General features: G+C 65.9%; 20 protein-coding genes. 10 read left to right on the top strand and 10 right to left on the bottom strand.

Annotation, left to right across the window (positions count from 1 at the left end; translation table 11 throughout):
- Positions 1-32: 32 nt before the first annotated feature.
- The 5 genes from C438_RS18160 to C438_RS18140 all read right to left on the bottom strand — a co-directional run bounded on the left by C438_RS18160 (position 33) and on the right by C438_RS18140 (position 3,549).
- Complete coding sequence (locus C438_RS18160; protein WP_004971172.1) at positions 33-797, bottom strand: cytochrome bc complex cytochrome b subunit; 765 nt, start codon at positions 795-797, stop codon at positions 33-35.
- A gap of 10 nt (positions 798-807) precedes the next feature.
- Positions 808-1,602, bottom strand: coding sequence for a cytochrome b (locus C438_RS18155; protein WP_004044094.1), 795 nt, complete (start codon positions 1,600-1,602; stop codon positions 808-810).
- A 3-nt stretch (positions 1,603-1,605) separates the two neighbouring features.
- Positions 1,606-1,995: a DUF7318 family protein gene (locus C438_RS18150; RefSeq protein ID WP_004971171.1), complete on the bottom strand. Its 390-nt coding sequence runs from the start codon at positions 1,993-1,995 to the stop codon at positions 1,606-1,608.
- Positions 1,995-2,633 carry a halocyanin domain-containing protein gene (locus C438_RS18145; RefSeq protein WP_004971170.1) on the bottom strand — a complete coding sequence of 213 codons (639 nt, stop codon included), beginning with the start codon at positions 2,631-2,633 and terminating at the stop codon, positions 1,995-1,997. The genes C438_RS18150 and C438_RS18145 overlap by 1 nt, the downstream gene beginning before the upstream one ends.
- A gap of 85 nt (positions 2,634-2,718) precedes the next feature.
- A complete protein-coding gene (locus C438_RS18140; RefSeq protein ID WP_004971169.1) occupies positions 2,719-3,549 on the bottom strand; it encodes a DUF7319 domain-containing protein in 831 nt (276 codons plus the stop codon).
- Positions 3,550-3,792: 243 nt separating this feature from the next.
- Between C438_RS18140 and C438_RS18135 the strand changes: the two genes are divergently transcribed.
- Entirely contained in the window at positions 3,793-4,275 is a 483-nt protein-coding gene (locus C438_RS18135; protein ID WP_004971168.1) for a DUF7321 family protein, read from the top strand.
- 4 nt (positions 4,276-4,279) lie between these two features.
- Here C438_RS18135 and nth read toward each other — a convergent pair whose 3' ends face one another.
- Positions 4,280-4,963 carry an endonuclease III gene (gene nth, locus C438_RS18130; RefSeq protein WP_004971165.1) on the bottom strand — a complete coding sequence of 228 codons (684 nt, stop codon included), beginning with the start codon at positions 4,961-4,963 and terminating at the stop codon, positions 4,280-4,282.
- 144 nt (positions 4,964-5,107) lie between these two features.
- On the opposite strand from nth, the gene C438_RS18125 reads away from it, so the two are divergent.
- Both C438_RS18125 and C438_RS20140 read left to right on the top strand, forming a co-directional pair.
- The gene (locus tag C438_RS18125) at positions 5,108-5,854 is read left to right on the top strand and encodes a DUF998 domain-containing protein (protein WP_004971164.1); all 747 of its coding nucleotides are present in this window, start codon (positions 5,108-5,110) and stop codon (positions 5,852-5,854) included.
- A gap of 62 nt (positions 5,855-5,916) precedes the next feature.
- Positions 5,917-6,051, top strand: a complete 135-nt coding sequence (locus C438_RS20140) for a hypothetical protein (protein WP_275039889.1) — start codon at positions 5,917-5,919, stop codon at positions 6,049-6,051.
- Between the two features lie 89 nt (positions 6,052-6,140).
- On the opposite strand, the gene pan1 is transcribed toward C438_RS20140, so the two are convergent.
- Entirely contained in the window at positions 6,141-7,358 is a 1,218-nt protein-coding gene (gene pan1 / locus C438_RS18120; protein WP_004971162.1) for a proteasome-activating nucleotidase Pan1, read from the bottom strand.
- Between the two features lie 171 nt (positions 7,359-7,529).
- Between pan1 and C438_RS18115 the strand changes: the two genes are divergently transcribed.
- The 4 genes from C438_RS18115 (at position 7,530) to rad50 (ending at position 12,245) form a co-directional block, all read left to right on the top strand.
- Entirely contained in the window at positions 7,530-7,799 is a 270-nt protein-coding gene (locus tag C438_RS18115; protein WP_004044086.1) for a helix-turn-helix domain-containing protein, read from the top strand.
- Between the two features lie 26 nt (positions 7,800-7,825).
- On the top strand, positions 7,826-8,158 hold the full coding sequence (locus C438_RS19815; RefSeq protein ID WP_004971161.1) for a hypothetical protein: 333 nt from the start codon (positions 7,826-7,828) through the stop codon (positions 8,156-8,158).
- Between the two features lie 71 nt (positions 8,159-8,229).
- Positions 8,230-9,567, top strand: a complete 1,338-nt coding sequence (gene mre11, locus C438_RS18105; protein ID WP_049918230.1) for a DNA double-strand break repair protein Mre11 — start codon at positions 8,230-8,232, stop codon at positions 9,565-9,567.
- Entirely contained in the window at positions 9,564-12,245 is a 2,682-nt protein-coding gene (gene rad50, locus C438_RS18100; protein ID WP_004971159.1) for a DNA double-strand break repair ATPase Rad50, read from the top strand. Before mre11 ends, rad50 begins: the two co-directional genes overlap by 4 nt.
- Positions 12,246-12,269: 24 nt before the next feature.
- On the opposite strand, the gene C438_RS18095 is transcribed toward rad50, so the two are convergent.
- Genes C438_RS18095 through C438_RS18085 form a run of 3 tightly spaced genes read right to left on the bottom strand, consistent with a single transcriptional unit; the run spans position 12,270 to position 13,568 of the window.
- Positions 12,270-12,698: a DUF7346 family protein gene (locus C438_RS18095; RefSeq protein ID WP_004971158.1), complete on the bottom strand. Its 429-nt coding sequence runs from the start codon at positions 12,696-12,698 to the stop codon at positions 12,270-12,272.
- A 27-nt stretch (positions 12,699-12,725) separates the two neighbouring features.
- Positions 12,726-13,334: a DUF7322 domain-containing protein gene (locus C438_RS18090; RefSeq protein WP_004971157.1), complete on the bottom strand. Its 609-nt coding sequence runs from the start codon at positions 13,332-13,334 to the stop codon at positions 12,726-12,728.
- 48 nt (positions 13,335-13,382) lie between these two features.
- Positions 13,383-13,568, bottom strand: a complete 186-nt coding sequence (locus tag C438_RS18085) for a DUF7331 family protein (RefSeq protein ID WP_004971156.1) — start codon at positions 13,566-13,568, stop codon at positions 13,383-13,385.
- 105 nt (positions 13,569-13,673) lie between these two features.
- Between C438_RS18085 and C438_RS18080 the strand changes: the two genes are divergently transcribed.
- The 3 genes from C438_RS18080 to sufB all read left to right on the top strand — a co-directional run bounded on the left by C438_RS18080 (position 13,674) and on the right by sufB (position 18,946).
- Entirely contained in the window at positions 13,674-16,376 is a 2,703-nt protein-coding gene (locus C438_RS18080; protein WP_004971155.1) for a DNA-directed DNA polymerase, read from the top strand.
- Between the two features lie 218 nt (positions 16,377-16,594).
- A complete protein-coding gene (locus C438_RS18075) occupies positions 16,595-17,503 on the top strand; it encodes an ABC transporter ATP-binding protein (RefSeq protein ID WP_004971154.1) in 909 nt (302 codons plus the stop codon).
- A 12-nt stretch (positions 17,504-17,515) separates the two neighbouring features.
- Positions 17,516-18,946 (top strand): Fe-S cluster assembly protein SufB, encoded by a 1,431-nt coding sequence (gene sufB, locus C438_RS18070; RefSeq protein WP_004044077.1) that lies wholly within the window; start codon positions 17,516-17,518, stop codon positions 18,944-18,946.
- Positions 18,947-18,949: the final 3 nt, after the last annotated feature.

Here is an 18,949-nt window from a genome sequence, read left to right as displayed (position 1 = left end):
GCTAAGAAGGGACGGGTGGTAGTGGTTCCGCTCTATCTCGGCGGGCGAAGCCGGTAGTAGCGGCGGTTGAGGTTGTACATGTACCCCTCGCGCATCGTCTTCAGCACCGCGTAGGTGATGGTCCCGAAGACGAACGGGAGCAGGAACGTCAGGTCGAACAGCAGGTCGACGTTCATGGGCATGAGGTTCTTGATGGCCAGAAGCGAGATGGTCAACGCGAACACCACGCCGAAGACGCCGACCGCGGACCAGAACGGCTGTTCGACGGGACGTCGGGCCGAGCCCTTGTTCAGGAAGGGCACGATGGCGATGAAGCCGACGACGACGCCGTTCGCCAGCACGCCGTACGTCCGGTCTGCCATCAGCATCTGATCGCCCAGAATGGCGATCTCCGGGTTGAGGGGGCCGAGTTTGAGCAGGCCGAACGACCAGTAGAGATACCAGTCGGGCAGGATGACCGCCGGCGTGGTCGACGGGTTCGCGGGGTTGCCGATGTGCGGCGGCATCGTCGCCGAGAGGAACAGAATCATCCCGACGAAGAACGACGCGATAGAGAGGTTGCGGACGGTCTCGTGGGGCCACGTGGGGAACGCGAGCACGTCGCGTTCGACGTAGTCGGACTCCGTGCGGAGGTCCTGGTCTTCGCGGCGTGCGCGCTCGAAGTACTCGTAAGTAAGCCGAGAGAGGCCGGTCTTGCGAGCCTTGCGCTCGCTCCACGTCGGCGTCTCGTCGTCCGGGGCCACGATGCCCGCGCCGTCGGATCGAATCTCCTCGTTTTCGGGTTCGTTGTCGCTCATAGTTGTCACCTCAGTGCGGCTCCGCGATGCCCTGCACCCACACGATACCGATGTGGATCGCGATGAGCGTCGTCACGACGAACGGGAGCAGGAACACGTGAATGATGTACATGCGCTGTAGCGTCGACTGGCCCAGCGAGAAGCCGCCGAACAGGAGCTGTGCGACCCACTCGCCGGCGAGCGGGACCGACAGCGCCATCTCGACGCCGATCTGGCCGGCCCAGAACGCGAGCTGGTCCCACGGCAGGAGGTATCCGGTGTACCCGAACACCATCGTCAGGCTGATGAGGACGATGCCGAGGAGCCAGTTCAGCTCGCGGGGTTCCTTGTACGACCCCGTGAAGTAGACACGGAGCATGTGCAGGAACACGGCCGCGACCATGACCTGCGCCGCCCAGCGGTGGACGGAGCGGAGCATGAAGCCGAACTGCAGGTCGCGCATGATGAACTCGATACTGTTGTAGGCCGTGGTCGGGTCGCCGGTCGTCGCGGGCGAGTAGTAGAACCCGAGAAGGGCCCCGCTAATCGCCGCGACGACGTACGCGAGCGTCGAGAACAACCCGAGCGTGTACAGGGGGTACCAGTACCAGAACTTGTTGTCGAGGTTGTACTGCTCGGTGTGGCTCTTCGGCATCTGGAGGTTGACTCGGTAGTAGAGCGTCTCCAGAAGTTCCAGATAATCGACGATGCGGAGTCGCTTATCCAGCCAGATGAGCGTGGTGAGGAAGGTGGCCTCGACCGGGGTGAGGTCCTTCTTTTTCATCCAGGCCTTGTGGTCGTAGTCGTCTTTGCGTTCGAGACTCATGGTTTATCGCTTGTAGTAGGGGTACACCGCGCGCTTGACCTGTTCCCACGCGTCGTCGCTGCTGAACGTGACTCCGTCGACGTCCTCCTCGCGGACGTAGAGGTCTTCCCACTTGCGACGCCGCTTTTTGACGATCATCACGTCGGGGAGGAACTCCTTGCGGTACAGCGCGAGGATGAACGCGAGGTCAACGAAGATGACGGCGAGGACGCCGCCGAGGAACATGTTCCCCGTGTCGGTCAGTCCCCAGCCGGAGACGAAGCCGTAGGTGAAGAGGAACACGAACACGACCTCGATAATCGTCAGGAGGACGATTGCGATGGCCGCGGCGGTGCTCTCGCGCGCCGGTTCGTATCGATGGATGTCGCCGTACGTACTGCCGGTCGAGGACATTACTCGCCACCTCCGGTGTTACCCGTATTCGGGGACTCGCCGTACTTCAATATGAAGAACGTGTAGATGATGGTGACGATGATGCCGAGAATCGTCGCCGAGCCGACCCAGTGTGCCTGAATCGGGACGCCGAGTTCGTGCAGTTCCTTCTCGCCGCCGCCGCCGGTGCTCACAGTCGCCACGTCGCCGCCGACGGCGACCGCGCCGAGCATGCCGAGCGCCTCGTGGGGCACGCAGTGGTACTTCGTGATACCACCGCTCTCGAAGGTGTACTCGTAGGTGCTTCCGGCCTCGGAGACGGCCGCGCCGGAGTCGAGCGACGCGCCCTCGCTCGAGACGACGTTGTGGCCGCCGCCCTCGCCGGTCCACTCCCACGTCACGGTCGTACCGGTGTCGATCCAGATGCCAGCCGGTGCGAACGCAAGGTTCCCGCCGTTGCCGGACGCGCCGACTTCGATGGTGACCTCGCTTTGGCCGCGGAGGTCTTCGTAGCCTCCGTCGACGCCGTCGAGGTGGCCACCGAAGTCGGGTTGAACCTGCGCTCCACCGCCGCCTTCCTGCGCAGCAGCGGTCCCGGCGGCAGCGGTCGCGGCGGCTGTCGCACCGCCAGCCGTTCGGAGAAACTCCCGCCTTTTCATACGGTCGTTCGTCAGGATGGGATGCGCTTAAACCCACCGACTATGCCGTCACGGAGGGTGTTTCCGAGGCGGGTTCGCGTCGGGCTCAGCCCTCAGAACTGGGGGCGTCTCGCTCGGGGGGCTCGATCAACGGCGCGGCGGTTTCGTCCCCGTCGAACGCGGGCACGAACTCGGGGCGCGACCCGCCTTCGAGGCCCATGACGCGGAGTCTGTCCCGGTACTCTTCGGCGCGGAAGCGGTCCGAGAGCCGGGCGTTGGCCACGACGACAAAGAGGAAAAAGCCGATGACGAGAAAGCCCAGCCCGGCGAGCGGCGCGATAATCGAGTCGAGGTCGGGGAGAACGAGCCACGCCCCGATGAGCGCGACCCCGCCGAGCAACTGCCCGAACGCGACGATTTGGAGCATCCGATTGCCGAAGTCGCCGGTCCCCTGTGCGACCTCCTCGGGCTCGGGGAGCCTGACGGTCTCGGGCGCGTCGTTCACCTCGAAGTCCTCCATCGAACAGAGCGCGACGGTCGGTTTCACGTCGCGGACGACGGTTCCCTCGCCCTCGACGCTCCCGTCCGGATAGACGACGGCGTAGCCCTCGTCGGAGTACGCGAGAATCCGGGGTTCGCCGTCTTCGGTCACGCGCTCGAGGACGGCGAACACCTCGCGAATCGCGACGCGGTAGCGGAGCTCCTGTTCGACCCGGTCGAGTAGCTCCTCGCCGACGATCCACGAGTCGGGGTCGAACGCGGCGTCCCACTCCTCGGGGGTCATCTTCGCCATGTCGGCCGGGCCGAAGTTCTCGAAGTCGTACTTGGCTTCGACCTCCTCGCGGAGGGCCGCGAGCTCCGCGTCGGACATCGCGGCGTCGGCGTCCGCGTCCGGCGACGAGCCGTCGTCGGCCGGGGCGGAAGACGAGTCTGACATCGGCCCGGAGTAGGGTCCACGCCGGTAAACGTGTTCCGACCCCGAACCGCGCGCTCGTCGCGTGCGGCCCGTCGTGCGACGCCCCGAAACGTGGGTCCAGCTGGTCCGGCGCTCGAAAGTCGTGGTTCAAGCCTCGAATCCGGGGCGTCGCGGCCGACGTTCGACCCCCGCTCCGTGGTCTAGCGCTCGAACGGGACGCCGCGCATCGGACCCTTTAGGCCGCCCGGGTCCGAACGCCGTGCGATGGCAGACGAGACGACGCTCGCCACGCTCGCCGCGATCACCGTCACGGCCAGCTTTCCGTTTTACATCTACGGCGCGTGGATAATGATCGACGCCGAGACGGTGTCGTGGGACGTGCTCGTCTACCACCTCAAAATCATCTTCCCCGGCCTCGTGTTGAACACGGTCCCGGTCGTCACGTGGATGCTCCCGCGGCTCTTTCAGCAACTCAACGGCCTCAGCGCCCTCCACGCGATTCTCGGCCTGCAGGCGTACGCGATGCTCGTCTTCGCGCTCACGGGTATCGTCCGCATCTTCCAGGCCAAGTGGCGGGCGAACCTCTACCGCGACCCGGACCAGACCGTGTCGCTCGACGACCTCCACGAGAACATGGGCGCGTGGCGCGGCCGCCTCCGCGTCGGCGTCTTCGGCTACGTCGTCTTCTGGATTCTCGCGTGGTTGCTCGGTATCTACCGCTACCTGAGCGGCTACGTGTTGGGCTGAGCGCTCACCACGCCTCGCCGCTGGCGAGGTCGACGTCGTGGTCGCGCTTCGAGGAGGGACAGACGTCTTCGAGCACGCACGCGTCGCAGTCGGGGTTGCGCGCGTCGCAGACGGCCCGCCCGTGGCTGATGAACAGGTGGGTGAACTGTTGCCAGTCGCGCTCGGGGACGACCGGCATCAGGTCCTCCTCGATTCGCTCGGGGTACTCCTCTTCGGTCAGCCCGAGCCGGCGCGAGAGCCGCTGGACGTGGGTGTCGACGACGATGCCCTCCACGATGTCGTGGCCGTGCTGGAGGACGACGTTCGCGGTCTTCCGGCCGACGCCGGCGAGGTCGGTCAGCGCGGACATGGTGTCCGGGACCTCGCCGGCGTGCTTTTCGATGATGTCCGCGCACGCGGAGCGGATGTACTTCGCCTTGTTGTTGTAGTAGGTGATGGAGCTGATGTCGTCGGCCAGCTCCTCTTGGTCGGCGGCGGCGTAGTCCGCGGCGTCGTCGTACTTCTCGAACAGCTCCGCGGTGACCTTGTTGACGCGCTCGTCGGTACACTGCGCGGAGAGCATGACGGCGATGAGCAGTTCGAGGCGGTTCGAGTAGGAAAGCGAGATGGTGGTGTCGGGGTACTCCTCGTACAGTCGGTCGAGGACCTCCTCGGCCTGCGCCTCGCGGCTTTCGAGTGGCGTGCCCATATCTGTGGGTGCGACCCGGTCGGTTTCAGTCGTTCGGGTTGGGGCGACGACTTCGGGTTCTCGACCCTCCGGATTCTCGCGGGTTAAGAGCCAGCGGTCGGTGTTATCGGCGTATCAGGCGTCTAGGCGAGCGGAGTGAGAACGATGACAGCAACCACCGACGCCCGACCGGACGGCAGTCCGTCGACCGAGACTCGGTCCGACCGAATCGAGGAGACGCCGAGCGCCCACAGTGGCCACAGTGCCCATAGCGTCCACCGCGAGCGGTACGTCGCCGGCGGGTTGCTGTTCGCGTTCGGCCTGCTCGCGCTCATGGGAATCATCACCGCCGAGGCGTTCTATCCCGGCTACAACGCGGGCGTACAGGAGATAAGCGACCTCGGCGCGACGAGGCCGCCCAACAGCGTCATCCTCCAGCCGTCGGCGACGATTTTCAACGCGACGATGGTGCTTTCGGGGCTGTTGGTCCTCGGTGCGAGCTACTTCGTCCACCGGGCGTTCGGTGACCGCGTCGTCACCGCCGCGGTCGTCGCCCTCGGGGCGGGCGTCCTCGGCGTGGGCGTCTTCGACGGGAGCGAAGCCCCGATGCACGGGCTGTTCGCCCTCTTGACGTTCTTCGCCGGCGGCCTCTCGGCGGTCGTCGCCGCGCGGGTCATCGAGACGCCGTTCCGCTACGTCTCGGTCGTCGTGGGCGGCTTCGTCCTCGCGCTCTTGGCGAGCATCTTCGCGTTCGGCCTCCTCGGCGTCCCGCACCCGCTCGCGTTCCTCGGTGCGGGCGGCATCGAGCGATACGTCGCGTACCCGGTGCTCCTGTGGTTCATCGGGTTCGGCGGCTACCTGATGGGGCCCGCGGCGGCGGAACCCGCCGAGACGACCGACTCCGCCCGGTGACGCGCCCGACCCGGTCGCGGAAATCCCGACGATTTATGATTCACGACAGCGACCGACCGAGTATGTCCGCGTTCGAACTCCCCGGCCGACGCGAATCGTGGCTGACCGCGGCCGCGACGCTCGGCGGGTATGGCCTCATCCTCGCCGCGATGTTCCTCGCGCTCTTTGTCCTGCCGTACGTCGCGTTCGCCGCGTAGCCACTCTGCGGTCGGCGTCGCGCGAAAAGTGAATTCGAACGGAGTCGAAACCCGAACTGGGCGGAACGAAACGCGGTTCGCGACGTCGATTACGCGAACGCGCGGGAGACTTCCGTCTCGTCCGAGGCTTCCTGCTGTATCTTCTCCCAGGCGTCGAGGAAGTCCTGCATGTATATCTCCGTGCGGTCGTCGCGGATGGCGAACATCCCGGCCTCCGTACAGACGGCCTTGATGTCGGCACCGGAGGCGTTGTCGGCCATCTCGGCGAGTTCGACGAAGTCCACGTCGTCGGAGACGTTCATCTTCCGGGTGTGAATCTGGAAGATTATCTCGCGGCCGTCCTCGTTCGGCTTGGGCACCTCGATGAGGCGGTCGAACCGACCGGGGCGGAGAATCGCGGGGTCGAGCATGTCGAAGCGGTTGGTCGCCGCGATGATGCGGATGTTGCCGCGCTCGTCGAAGCCGTCCATCTCGGCGAGGAGTTGCATCATCGTACGCTGGACCTCGGCGTCGCCGGAGGTCTTCGAGTCCGTCCGCTTCGAGGCGATGGCGTCGATCTCGTCGATGAAGATGACGGCGGGCTCGTTCTCGCGGGCGACCTCGAACAGGTCGCGGACGAGCTTCGCACCCTCGCCGATGAACTTGTGTACGAGTTCGGAGCCGGCCATCTTGATGAACGAGGCGTTCGTCTGGTTGGCGACGGCCTTCGCGAGCATCGTCTTCCCGGTGCCCGGCGGGCCGTAGAGGAGCACGCCCGACGGCGGGTCGATGCCGACCTTCTCGAACATCTCGGGGCGGTCGAGCGGCATCTCGACCGTCTCGCGGACCTCCTGCATCTGCTCTTCGAGTCCGCCGATGTCCTCGTAGGTCACGTCGGGGCTGTGTTCGACCTGCATCACGCGTGCCCGGACGTCAGTCTCCTTGTCGAGCCGCTTGACGATGGAGAGAGAGTTGTTCACGGCGACGCGCGCGTCGGGTTCGAGCTCCTCGCGCATCTCGTCTGTCACTTCGGTGAGGGCCTCTTGGTTGTTACCGTGCTGCTTGATGATGACCCCCTCGTCGGTGATTTCCTGAACCGTCGCAACGAAGAGCGGCGACTGCTTGAGCTTCTTGTTCTCGTGGGTAAGGCGCTCGAGCTTCTGTTGATACTTGTTGTTCTCGGCGTTCGTGTCGAGGAGCTTGTCGCGCATCTCCTCGTTTTGCGTTTCGAGAACTTCGAGCCGCTCTTGAAGGGCGGTGATCTTCTCCTGCTGCGACGCCGAGTCCTTATCGTAGGGGAGATCGACGTCGTCCACAGTATCGGTCATCATCCGGCATAGGGTGCAGGTTCATAAGAGGCTTCGGGTGTGTGAGGGATTCGCCGCCTAGGACGCGTCTGCCGCCCGGATGACGAGTCTGACGTGCGTCACATAAATTCGCTACAGTAATATTTTTGGATAGCAAATATTATCTAATAGCATCGCTTGGTGTCTCGTACGATGAGTACTACGGAAGCAGTCGAACGCGAGTCCGAACCCGACGCAGACGACCGCTGGGCGTCGGTTCGAGACATGCCCCCGAGCGCCAAGTTGGTCGCGAAGATTCTCGACTACGAGGACACGCTCACCCAGAGCCAAATCGCCGAGGAGTCGCTTCTGCCTCCGCGCACCGTCCGCTACGCGCTCTCCCGGCTGGAAGACGAGGGCGCGGTCGACTCCCGGTTTTCGTTCTCCGACGCGCGCAAGCGGCTCTACACGCTCAACATTTAAATCCGAACGCGCGGCCACGTCGGCACATGTCTTCGCCCGCTCCCGACGACGTCGGCCGCGCGCTCTCCGCGCTCGCCGACGCCGACGCCGATATCGACGACCGACCCGAGTCGCGACCGCCCGCCGAGGTCGTCGCCGACGCGCGTGACGCCTTCCAGTCGCTTTCTTCTGCCGCCCGCTTTCTCTCCGACGGCGGCGAACTGACGCTCCGCCGAGCGGTCGGCGAGGCCGCCCGACGCGGACACCACGACTGCGCACGTTCGGGGCGGGCGCTCATCGCGGACCTCGACCGACTCCGCGTCGCGCTCGCGGACGCCACCGACGAGTCGAACCGGGCGTCTCGCACCGCCGAGCGGTGACCGCGGGACGCCGACCACTTTCGCTCCGGTCGCACAACCGTTTTCAGCGGCGGTGGCGAACCGAGTGGTAGATGACACGGGTGATACACACCGGCGACACCCACATCGGGTATCAGCAGTACCACTCGCCGGAGCGCCGACAGGACTTCCTCGACGCCTTCGAGCGCGTCGTCTCGGACGCGCTCGACGAAGGCGTCGACGCCGTCGTCCACGCGGGCGACCTCTACCACGACCGCCGTCCCGAACTCCCCGACCTCCTCGGGACGCTCGCCGCGCTCCGCCGCCTCGACGACGCCGGGATTCCCTTCCTCGCCATCGTCGGCAACCACGAGTCGACCCGCGGCGGGCAGTGGCTCGACCTCTTCGAGCGCCTCGGGCTGGCGACGAGACTGGGGCGCGACCCCCACGTCGTCGGCGACGTGGCGTTCTACGGCCTCGACCACGTCCCGCGCTCCCGACGCGACGAACTCGACTACCAGTTCGACCCCGCCGACGCCGAGCGCTCGGTGCTCGTCGCCCACGGTCTGTTTACGCCGTTCGCGCACGCCGACTGGGAGACGGAAACCGTCCTCGCCGAGTCCAACGTCGACTTCGACGCGGTCCTCCTCGGCGACAACCACGTCCCCGACACCGCCGACCTCGACGGGACGTGGGTGACCTACTGCGGGTCGACCGAGCGCGCGAGCGCGAGCGAGCGCGACCCCCGCGGGTACAACCTCATCGAGTTCACGCCCGACGCGGTCGACATCCGCCGGCGCACCCTCGAAACGCGCCCGTTCGCGTTCGTCGAGGTCGACCTCGCCGGCGACGAGGGCATCGAGCGCGTCCGCCGACGCGTCCGCGAGTTCGACCTCGAAGACGCGGTCGTCATCGTGGAACTGCGGGGCGAGGGCGAGACCGTCACCCCCGCCGCGGTCGAGTCGTTCGCCGTCGAGGAGGGCGCGCTCGTCGCCCGCGTCAACGACAAACGCGACATCGACGACGACGCCGACCTGGCGACCGACGTGACCTTCGCCGACCCCGACGACGCGGTGCGCGAGCGCGTCCGCGAGATGGGCCTGTCGAGCGCCGCCCTCGACGTGGACGAGACGGTCCGCGCGAGCAAGGTCGCCGACTCGAACGTCCGCGACGAGGTGCGCGAGCGCGTCGAATCGCTCCTCTCGGACGACCCCGACGCCTTCGTCGCCGCCGAGCGCGAGAGCGACGCCGAGGACGAAGACGAGAATTCGGAGGGCGTCGAAGACGTGGCAGTCGCTGAAGACGTTGAAACCGCCGAAGACGCGACCGAGACCGCCCCCGAGGCGACGACCGAGACCGACACCGACCCCGAGACGACGACCGAGACCGACTCGGAGGGCCCCGCGGAGCCAGCGGCGAGCCGCGACAGTTCGCTGGGTGATTTCGCGTGAGGTTCACCCGCATCGCCATCCGGAACTTCAAGCCCTACGAGGACGCCGAACTCGACCTCAGAGACGGCGTCACGGTCATCCACGGCGTCAACGGCAGTGGCAAGTCGTCGCTCCTCGAAGCGTGTTTCTTCGCGCTCTACGGCTCGAAGGCGCTCGCGGGGACGCTCGAAGACGTGGTGACGACGGGCGCGGACGACGCCGAAATCGCGCTCGAATTCGTCCACGACGGCGGCGAGTACCGCATCGACCGCCGGATTCGCGTCTCTGGCGACCGCGCGACCACCGCGAAGTGCGTCCTCGAAGGTCCCGAGGGGACCGTCGAAGGCGCGCGCGACGTTCGCCGGCACGTCGCGTCGCTCCTGCGGATGGACGCCGAGGCGTTCGTGAACTGCGCGTACGTCCAGCAGGGCGAGGTCAACAAGCTCATCAACGCGACGCCGAGCCAGCGGCAGGACATGATAGACGACCTCCTCCAGCTCGGGAAGCTCGAAACGTACCGCGAGCGCGCCGGCAACGCCCGGCTCGGGGTCGAAGACGTGCTGACGAAAAAGCGGAGCGTCCTCGAAGACGTCGAGTCGCAAATCGAGGCCAAGGAGGACGCGGACCTCCACGCGACGCTCAACGCGCTCGAATCCGAACTCGACTCCCTCGACGAGGAGATTTCGAACTACGAGTCCCAGCGCGACAAGGCGAAGTCGGCGCTCGACGCCGCCGAGGCGACGCTCGACGAACACGCCGAAAAGCGGGAGCGACTCGACGACATCGAGGCGGCCATCGAGGACCTGACGGAGAAGATTTCCGCCGACGAGACGAAGCGCGACGACCTCTCGGAGCGAATCCGAGACCTCGACGCCGCCGCCGACGAACTGGAATCGGACATCGACGACGCCCTCGCCCGGACCGATCTCGACGACGCGAGCGACGAGGCGATAGCCGACGCGCGCGAGGCGCTGTCGGAGCGCGAGGCGGAACTCCGCGACGACCTCTCGGAGGCGCGGACGCGGGCGCAGGCGTTCGAGACGCAGGCCGAGCGGCTCGCAGAGCGCGCCGACGACCTCGAATCGCGCGCCGCGGAGAAACGCGAGGCCGCCGACGCCGACGCGGAGACCGCCGCCGAGGCCGAGCGCGAGCTCGAATCGTTCCGCGAGACCCGCGCCGAGCTTCGGTCGGCGCTCGACGACGCCGAAGCGCGGTTCGAAGACGCCCCCGTCGAACTCGGCGAGGCCGCCGACCTCCTCGAACAACGACGGGAGGCGCGCTCCGAGGCCCGCGAGTCGCTCGCGGAGACGGAGACCGAACTGAAGAACGCGCGCGAGCGCCTCGCCGAGGCCGAGCGCCTCCGCGACGCGGGCAAGTGCCCCGAGTGCGGACAGCCGGTCGAGGGCTCGCCCCACGTCGACGCCATCAGCGAGCGCGAGGCCGCGGTCGAGTCGCTGGAGGCCGACCGCGAATCGCTCGAATCGGACGTCGAGTCGCGCTCGGCGGCCGTCGAGGCGGCCGAGGCGCTCGTCGAAGTCGAGAACCGCGCGAGTTCCCGGCGCGACAGACTCGACCTCGTGGACGAACGCATCGCCGACCGCGAGGAGACCGTCGAGAGTCGCCGCGAGGCCGCCGCGGAGAAGCGCGAGGCCGCCGCGGAACTCGAAACCGAGGCCGAAGAGAAACGCGAGGCGGCGACGACGCAGGCCGAGCGGGCCGAGGAAGTCGCGGAGACGGTCGATTCGCTCGAATCAGACCTCGACGCCCTCGGCGACCGGCGCGACCGACTCGACCGCGTCGAATCGCTGGTCGACGCGCGGGCCGAGAAAATCGACACGCGGGACCGGCTCCGCGAGAAGCGCGAGACGCTCGCCGAGGTGAACCGCGAACGGCGCGAACACCTCCGGGAGCGTCGCGAGCGCCGCGACGAACTCCGCGAGACGGTCGACGAAGAGGCGGTCGAGGGGGCGAGACAGCGCAAGCAGAAGGCCGCGGCGTACCTCGAACGGGTCGAAGACGAGGTGCTTCCCGAGTTGCGCGACGACCGCGACGAACTCCAGAGCCGCGTCGGCGGCGTCGAGGCCGAACTCGAACAGTTGGACGCCCTGCGGGAGCGCCGTGACCACCTCTCCGAGCGCGTGGACGCCCTCGAATCGGTCCACGAGGAGGTCTCGACGCTCGAATCGACCTACGGCGACCTCCGGGCGGAGCTTCGCCAGCGCAACGTCGAGGTGCTCGAACGGATGCTCAACGAGACGTTCGACCTCGTCTACGCCAACGACGCCTACTCGCGCATCCGGCTCGACGGCGAGTACGGGCTGACGGTGTTCCAGAAGGACGGCACCGCGCTCGAACCCGAACAGCTCTCTGGCGGCGAGCGCGCCCTGTTCAACCTCAGCCTCCGGTGTGCCATCTACCGGCTCCTCGCCGAGGGAATCGACGGCGCGGCCCCGCTCCCGCCGCTCATCCTCGACGAGCCGACGGTGTTCCTCGACGACGGCCACGTCTCGCGGCTGGTCGACCTCGTCGAGGACATGCAGAGCCGCGGCGTCAAACAGATTCTCATCGTCAGCCACGACGACAAGCTGGTCGGCGCGGCCGACGACCTCGTCCGCGTGGAGAAGAACCCGACGACGAACCGCTCGACGGTCGAGCGGACCGACGCGCCGACCATCGAGGGCGCGCTCGCGGACGACTGAGGGCGGTCGCCCCTTCCTCGGCGCTTATTCGCTCGCCCGCAGGAGCTCGATTCCTTCTTTCGCCGCCTCGGTCGCCTCGTAGCCGCGCTCCCCGTAGACCGTGGCCTCGGCGACGAGGCCGGCGGCCCGGAACTCGGTCAAGAGGCCGTGGAGGTCGCTCTCGCAGAGGTCGTAGGCTCCGAGGAGGTCGACCACGGGGAGCGGCCCGCGGTCGACGAGGTCGACGAGCAGGCCCAGACCGCGCTCGGTCGGGACCGCGACGAGGATGCGACGGACCGGTTCGGGGACGGCGCGCGCGGCGGTTTCGAGCGGGGACTCGCCGCTCACGGCTTCGAGGTCGTCGTTCGGCAGGTGTCGCTCCTCGCCGGTCTCCGGGTCGCGGACGCGGCTGGCGTCGCTCGACTGCTTGACGAGGAGGTACGTCCGGCCGTCCGGCCCGCGCACGGTTCGCATATGTGCCGGTGAAGGGCGCAGTGACTGTTAGCGGTTGCGCTCGGGAGCGTCCGCGGCGGGGTCGTCCGCGTTGCCTGCGTCTTCGGTCGGTCCGCCGTCGTCCGCGTCATCTCCGTCGCTGTCGTCGCTTTCATCGCCGTCGTCACCCTCGTCGTCCCGCCACTCGCCTCGCTTGAACTCCCGGTAGATGGAGTAGACGCGGACGAGCACGACCGCGCCGAACAGAAACAGGCCGCCGCCGAGGAGCGTGTCGCCGCGGAAGTAGACGAGCATCGGACCCACGGTGAGTCCCGCGAGGCCGACGTTGGCGAGCACCACGCTCGCCCAGAACAGCCGGGCGACTTCGGGGTTCACGTCGGGGGAGAACTCCGGCGCGTCGTCGCCCTCGCCGTTGGAGTCGCCGTCGGGGTCGCCGCCGTCGTCGGCGTCCTCGCCGGGGATGCGGACGCGGGGAATCGTCGGGAGGTCCTTTTCGGGATTCCCCCAGCGGGTTTCCGGGTCCCAGCGGGCCTCGGGGTCGCCCCACCGCGTCTCGGGGTCGATTTTCGAGGCCATGTCCGCCGACGGGCGCTCCGCGTCGTCGTCTTCGTCGGTCGCGTCGGCGGCTGTTCCCTCACGTCGCTCGTCGTCCGTCACGCTCGCGTCGAGACGCCGTGCCGAGAAAAAGTGTCCGTTTCGGCCGAGTCAGGCGCAGTCGTCGAGGCGCATCGAGCGCGAGGCCTCGACCCACGCGAGTGGGTTCTCCGCGTCGTAGAACACCACGCCACCGTCGATATCGTAGGATTCGACCGTCTCGGCTCCCGTCGGACCAGTCGGTCCGTCGCCGTCGATCGTGCCATCCCACCGCTCCGGAGTTGCGTGGTCGGTCATATCGTGTGACAAGGAATGTCATACATGGGTAAATGTCTTTCCGTGATTCGGGGTGCGGTTCGCGGAAACGCCGGGGTTTTTAGCCGCGCCATCGAAGCGACTGCCATGACGCAGACGGGTCTGACCGACTTCGGGGGGAACGACGCCGACGGCGCGGGCGACGCGCGGCCTGACGAGGAGGCCGCCATCGTCGCCGGCGACGCCGGCCAGCACGTCTCCGACGTCATCGACACGGACGAGGTGCGGTTTCCCGACCCGGACGGGACGGTCGAACTGGCCGTCACGCAGGTCGACTACACCATCGAGGGCGCGGGCCGGGACGAGTACCCGGTGATTCACATCTTCGGTCGGACGGCGGACGACGAGACCGAGCACGTCCGCGTGCTCGGGTTCCGGCCGTACTTCTACGCGCCCACTGACAGCCTCGACGACGACGCGCTCGACAAGGACGTCATCACCGGCACCGAGGACGGGTTCGAGAGTATTCGCGGCGAGGAACTGACGAAGATTTTCGGCCGCACCCCCCGTGACGTCGGCCAGATTCGCGACGAGTTCGACCACTACGAGGCGGACATCCTCTTTCCGAATCGCCTGCTCATCGACAAGGACATCAAAAGCGGCGTCCGCGTCCCCGCGCGCCGCCTCGACGACGGCGACGGGACGATTCAGATTCCACACCAGGAGGTCGCGCCCGCGGAGGTCGACGCGAACCTCCGGGTGAACACCTTCGACATCGAGGTCAACGACCGGAACGGCTTCCCCGAGGAGGGCGAAGAGCCGATTATCTGTCTGACCAGCCACGACTCCTACCGCGACGAGTACGTCGTCTGGCACGCCGTCGCCGAAGACGGCCTCGGCAAGCGCCCCGACGCGTTGCCGAACTACGACTTTCTCGGCGAGGACGCGGAGGTGGACGTTCGGACGTTCGACGAGGAGGCCGAGATGCTCGACGCCTTCCTCGCGTACATCGAGGAGACCGACCCCGACGTGCTCACGGGCTGGAACTTCGAGGACTTCGACGCGCCGTACTTCCTCGACCGCTTGGAGGAAGTCGACCCGACGACCGACCTGAATCTCGACTACAACCGCATGTCGCGGCTCGGCGAGGTGTGGCGCGGCGGCTGGGGCGGCCCGGACATCAAGGGTCGCGTCGTCTTCGACCTGCTGTACGCCTACAAGCGCACTCAGTTCACCGAACTCGAATCTTACCGCCTCGACGCGGTCGGCGAACTCGAACTCGACGCGGGCAAGGAGCGCTACTCGGGCGACATCGGCGACCTCTGGGAGGAAGACCCCGAGCGCCTGCTCGAATACAACCTCCGCGACGTGGAGCTGTGCGTCGAAATCGACCGGAAACAGGACATCATCGCCTTCTGGGACGAGGTGCGGACGTTCGTCGGCTGTAAGCTCGAAGACGCGCCGACGCCCGGCGACACCGTCGACATCTACGTGCTCCACAAGGTCCACGGCGAGTTCGCGCTCCCCTCGAAGGGGAAACAGGAGTCCGAGGACTACGAGGGCGGGGCCGTCTTCGACCCCATCACCGGCGTCAAGGAGAACGTCACGGTGCTCGACCTGAAGTCGCTGTACCCGATGTGCATGGTGACCATCAACGCGTCGCCCGAGACGAAAGTCGACCCCGAAAGCTACGACGGAGAGATGTTCCGCGCGCCCAACGGGACGCACTTCCAGCAAGAGCCCGACGGCATGATTCGGGAGATGGTCGACGAACTCCTCACCGAGCGGGAGGAAAAAAAGTCGTTGCGGAACTCCCACGACCCCGGCTCGTCGCAGTACGAGCAGTTCGACCGCCAACAGGCCGCGGTGAAGGTCATCATGAACTCGCTGTACGGCGTGCTGGGCTGGGACCGCTTCCGCCTCTACGACAAGGAGATGGGCGCGGCGGTGACGGCGACCGGCCGGAAGGTCATCGAGTTCACGGAGCAGGCCGCGAACCAAATCGGCTACGACGTGGCCTACGGCGACACCGACAGCGTGATGCTCGAACTCGGCCCCGACGTGTCGAAACAGGAGGCTATCGAGCAGTCGTTCGACATCGAGGAGCACATCAACGCCGCCTACGACGACTTCGCGCGCGACGAGTTGGGCGCGGACGAACACCGCTTCCAAATCGAGTTCGAGAAGCTCTATCGTCGGTTCTTCCAGGCGGGCAAAAAGAAGCGCTACGCGGGCCACATCGTCTGGAAGGAGGGCAAGCACGTCGACGACATCGACATCACTGGCTTCGAGTACAAACGGTCGGACATCGCGCAGATAACCAAAGAGGTCCAGAAGAACGTCATCGACATGATCGTCCACGGTGAGGACACCGAGGTCATCAAGGACTACCTCCACGACATCATCACCGACTTCGAGGCGGGGAACCTGCCGCTCGAACAGGCCGGTATCCCCGGCGGCATCGGCAAGCGCCTCTCGGCGTACGAGACGCCGACCGCACACGTCCGCGGGGCGCAGTACGCCAACGCCTTCCTGGGGACGAACTTCGGCCGGGGGTCGAAGCCGAAGCGGGTCTATCTCAAGAAGGTCCACCCGTCGTGGTTCCGCGAGATGGAGGCCGGCGAGTTCGACCCGCAGGTCGACGACCTCTACCGGGAGTTCAAGCGCGACCCCGACGTCATCTGCTTCGAGTACGCGGACCAGATTCCCGAGGAGTTCGAAGTCGACTGGGAGACGATGCTCACAAAGACGCTCGAAGGGCCCATCTCCCGCGTCATCGAGGCGCTCGGGATGTCGTGGGACGAGGTGAAAAGCGGACAGGAACAGACCGGCCTCGGCAGTTTCATGTGAGCGTTCGCAACGGGGACTAACGAAACTATATTCGGTTACATAGTCGGCGGGACCGTAACGGTGTTCGGCTGTCCGAAACCCGGACGCGTGTCGCGAATCGCTCCGGTTCTTTGCGGATTTGAAAACAAATTTTCTTTCTGCAAAAGGTGGCGGGGGTGAATGCGCAAGCATTATGGGCGATACTCCCCACCCTTCGAGTACGAGGCAACGAACCAACGATGGCAACTCTCGAGATCAAGAACCTCCACGCACGAGTCGCGGAGGAAGACGGTGAGCAGATTCTGCGAGGTGTCGACCTGGAAGTCAAATCCGGTGAGATCCACGCGCTGATGGGTCCCAACGGCTCCGGCAAGTCTACGACTTCTAAAATCATCGCCGGACACCCCGCCTACGAAGTAACCGACGGAGAAATCCTCCTTCACCTGGAGGACGACGACTTCGGCGACGTCGAAATCCCGGACGACGCCCGCACGTGGAACCTTCTGGAACTGGAGCCGAACGAGCGCGCCGCGCTCGGTATCTTCCTCGGCTTCCAGTACCCCGCGGAAATCGAGGGCGTCACCATGACGAACTTCCTCCGAACCGCGCTCAACGCGAAAATCGACGAGCGCGAGGAGCTCCTGTTCGGCGAGGACGACGACGAGGAAGCAGAAGAGGAAGCCGGCTACGACACCTCCCCGATGGAGGGTAACGTCGACGACGGCGAAGTCGGCGTCGCCGAGTTCCAGAAGCTCCTCAAGGAGAAGATGGACCTCCTCGACATGGACGAGAAGTTCATGCAACGCTACCTCAACGCCGGCTTCTCCGGCGGCGAGAAGAAACAAAACGAGGTCCTTCAGGCCGCGATTCTCGAACCGTCGATTGCGGTGCTCGACGAGATCGACTCCGGTCTCGACATCGACCGCCTGCAGGACGTCTCGAAGGGTATCAACGCACTGCGCGACGAGCAGGGCACGGGTATCCTCCAGATCACTCACTACCAGCGTATCCTCGAATACGTCGAGCCGGACCACGTCCACATCATGCTGGACGGCAAGGTCGTCAAGAGCGGCGACGCTTCGCTCGCGTCCGAACTCGAAGACAAGGGCTACGACTGGGTCCGTGAGGAAGTGTACGAAGCCGCGTAATCCCCCAACATCATGAGTTCCGACCAAGACCACCTCAAAGAGACAGACACGGAAGCTCGCTTCGAGTTCAAGAAGGAGCAGAAGGCCGCGTTCGTGGCCGAGAAGGGTCTCACCGAAGAGACCATCCGCGTCATCTCGGAGGACAAAGACGAGCCCGAATGGATGCTCGAGCGCCGCCTTCGCGCGCTCAAGCAGTACCAGAAAATGCCGATGCCGACCGACTGGCCCGGCCAGCCCGACCTCTCCGAGGTCAACGTGGACGAAATCGTCCCGTACATCCGACCCGACGTGGAAGTCCGCGGCGGCGTCGACGACTGGCGCGACCTGCCGGACGACATCAAGGACACCTTCGACAAGCTGGGCATCCCGGAAGCCGAGAAGAACGCCCTCTCGGGCGTCGGCGCCCAGTACGAGTCCGAAGTCGTCTACCAGAACATGCAGGAGCGCTGGGAGGAGAAAGGCGTCGTCTTCATGAACATGGACCAGGCGGTCCAAGAGCACGAAGACATCGTCAAGGAGTACTTCATGACGAAGTGCGTCCCCCCGAGCGACAACAAGTTCGCCGCGCTTCACGGCGCCATCTGGTCCGGCGGCTCGTTCGTCTACGTCCCCGAGGACGTGACGGTCGAGATGCCGGTGCAGGCGTACTTCCGCATGAACTCCGAGGGCATGGGCCAGTTCGAGCACACGCTCATCGTCGCGGAGAAGGGCTCCGAAGTCCACTACATCGAGGGCTGTTCGGCCCCGAAGTACTCCGCGTTCAACCTCCACTCCGGCGGCGTCGAAGTGTTCGTCGGCGAGGACGCCCACGTCCAGTACTCGACCGTCCAGAACTGGTCGAAGAACACCTACAACCTCAACACCAAGCGCGCCATCGTCGAGAAGGGCGGCCGTATGGAGTGGATTTCGGGCTCGATGGGCTCGAAGGCCACCATGCTCTACCCGGCGTCGATTCTGAAGGGCCGCGGCGCCTCCGACAATCACATCACCATCGCCTTCGCGGGCGAGGGTCAGAACATCGACACCGGCGCGAAGGTGTACCACAACGCCCCCGAGACGAAATCGACCATCGAGTCGAAGTCCATCTCGAAGGACGGCGGCCGCACGAACTACCGCGGTCTCGTCCACATCGCCAACGGCGCGAAGAACTCCTCGACCGCGGTCGAGTGTGACGCGCTCATGTTCGACAACGAGTCCACCTCGGACACGATGCCGTACATGGAGATCAACGAGTCCACGGTGGACGTCGCCCACGAGGCGACCGTCGGCAAGATCGGCGACGAGGACATCTTCTACCTCCAGTCGCGCGGTCTCGACGACGACGACGCGAAGCAGATGATCGTCTCCGGGTTCATCGAACCCATCACGGAGGAACTGCCCATCGAGTACGCGGTCGAACTCAACCGACTCGTCGAACTCGAGATGGAGGGTAGCCTCGGATAACCA

It is taken from the genome of Haloferax denitrificans ATCC 35960, assembly GCF_000337795.1.
Lineage (GTDB): Archaea > Halobacteriota > Halobacteria > Halobacteriales > Haloferacaceae > Haloferax > Haloferax denitrificans.
Note: the sequence above shows the minus strand (reverse complement) of the source record. Positions and strands in the feature narration are given on the sequence as shown.